2 protein-coding genes are annotated in these 2,443 nt (G+C 70.5%); both read left to right on the forward strand.

The genetic code is table 11. The features are described from left to right. The first annotated feature begins 214 nt into the window (after nucleotides 1-214). A complete protein-coding gene (locus ACWD3D_RS36070) occupies nucleotides 215-676 on the forward strand; it encodes a molybdenum cofactor biosynthesis protein MoaE (protein WP_451464884.1) in 462 nt (153 codons plus the stop codon). A 563-nt stretch (nucleotides 677-1,239) separates the two neighbouring features. Beyond that, entirely contained in the window at nucleotides 1,240-2,328 is a 1,089-nt protein-coding gene (locus tag ACWD3D_RS36075; RefSeq protein WP_451464885.1) for a YlbL family protein, read from the forward strand. Nucleotides 2,329-2,443: the final 115 nt, after the last annotated feature.

Genomic DNA, 2,443 nt, shown 5'->3' on the forward strand with positions numbered 1-2,443 from the left:
GATCAGCGAGGTGATCTCGGTGCGGTAGGTGGTGACGACGTAGGCCGCCGCGTCCTCCAGCCACCCCTCCAGCTTGGCCTGAAGTCGCTGGTCCGCCGCGCCCGCAAGGCCCGCCGCCGGATCTGACCCGGGCGCCGGGCCCGGCCGCGTCCGCCGCCCCGTGCGAGGGAACACGTGTTTCCGTCAAGGCCGGTGCGTGCGGCACCATGGCCCCATGACATCCCTGGACGATCACCCCGGCGAGCGGGCCGGGATCGACCCGCTCCGGCTCCTCGCGATCCGCGAGACCCCACTCTCCGTGGACGAGGTCTTCCGGGCTGTGGGGGACGACGCGGCCGGAGGGATCGCGCTCTTCGTCGGCACGGTGCGTAACCACGACGGGGGCCAGGACGTCGGGGCGCTCGGCTACTCCTGCCATCCGTCCGCCGAGGACGAGCTGCGCAGGGTCGCGGAGAAGGTCGCCGCGGACTACCCGGTTCGCGCGCTGGCCGCCGTCCATCGAGTGGGTGAACTCGACGTGGGCGATCTGGCGGTAGTGGTGGCCGTGGCCTGCCCGCACCGGGCGGAGGCGTTCGAGGCCTGCCGGAAGCTGATCGACGACCTCAAGCACGAGGTGCCGATCTGGAAACACCAGCGCTTCCTGGACGGCACCGAGGAATGGGTCGGCGCCTGCTGAAGGGGCCGGTACGGCCCGGACGACCGGGTGACCGCCCGACCCGGGTTTTCCTGCCGCAAACCGTACGGGCACGGATCAGGCCCGATTTGCGTAACCGCCCCCCGGCCAGCAGCGTTGGTCCTGCCGCTGGTTCAATTCGCAGACCGCCACTCGCGGTCGCTCATGGGGTAGGGAGGTCGTAGTGGCCGCACTCGCATGGCTCTTGATTCCGCTTTTCGCCGCTCTCGGCGCGGCGATATGGGGAGGCTGGGCCGCACGTAACCGCACGACCGGCGATGTCACCGAACTCGCCGGGTATGCCCGGTTCCGGGAAGCGATGGAGAGATCGCACTCCGGTTCCGACGCCGTCTGACGAACGACGGTGACGACGAGGACCGCGTCAGCCGATCGCGACCGCCCATCGGGCGTCGCCCCGCGACGCCCCCGCTCCGTCCGCGCACCTCCCGCGCACTGGTCGCGCCATGAGCGGACCGTGAGCCTCCGATTTGCTGCCCCGCCCCCGCCGAGCTCGTACGGACCGGCCCCGGCGGTGCACTGACAGGTGCTTCCCGTACTGTCGTTCCATGCCACGCCGCACCGCGACGATGCTCGCCTCGACTCTCATCTTCATCGCGCTCATCTGTGTGGGCGTGGTGCTTCCCGTGCCGTACGCGGAGATGTCCCCGGGGCCGACCGTCAACACGCTGGGCGACGCGAACGGCGACCCGGTACTGAAGATCTCCGGTCGCAAGACCTACCCGACGTCGGGGCACCTCAACATGACGACGGTCCGCGTCACCGGCGCGGACTACAACATGAACCTGGTCGAGGCCGTGTACGGCTGGCTGGCCCACGACAGTGTGATCGTGCCGCACGACACCCTCTACCCGGACGGGAAGACCGAGGAGCAGTCCACGCAGGAGAACGCCGAGGAGTTCAGCCAGTCCCAGGAGAGCGCCAAGGTCGCCGCCCTGAAGGAACTGGACATCCCGGTGACCTCGCGCGTCATCGTGTCGACCGTCGTGAAGGGCGGAGCGGCCGAGGGCAAGCTCCACGCGGGCGACGTCATCAAGTCCGTGGACGGCACCGCGGTGAAGGACCCGGCGGACGTCGCCGAGCTGGTGAGCAAGCGCGACGCCGGCCAGGACGTGACGTTCACGGTCGTCCCGGCCGAGCGGGCCGCCGCCGCCGAGAAGGCCGGGAAGGAACCCGAGGGCTCCCAGGACGTCACGCTCACCACCCGCAAGGCGGACGACGACGGCCGGGCGATCGTGGGCATCCAGGCGGGAACCGACCACACCTTCCCGTTCGAGATCGACATCAACCTCGCCGACGTCGGCGGTCCGAGCGCCGGGCTGATGTTCTCGCTCGGTATCGTCGACAAGCTCACGCCGGGTCAGCTCACCGGCGGGAAGTTCGTCGCGGGCACCGGCACCATCGACGACGACGGCACGGTCGGTCCGATCGGCGGCATCAACATGAAGCTGGTCGGCGCGCGGAACGCCGGGGCGCGGTACTTCCTCACCCCCGACGAGAACTGCGCCGCCGCCGCGGCCGACACTCCGTCCGGCCTCACCCTGGTCCGGGTCAAGACGATCGACGACGCCAAGAAGTCCCTGGACAAGATCCGCACCGGGGACACGGCCGCCCTGCCGAGCTGCTCGAAGAGCTGACGGCCGGCCGACGGCAGGGACCGATCCGCGGAACGTCCGGCCGGGGCCCCGTACCGCAGGGCCCCGGCCGGACGGTCAGCACGCTCGGCGCACCGGGGACACTCAGGACTCGAAG

The organism is Streptomyces sp. NPDC002690, assembly GCF_053592415.1.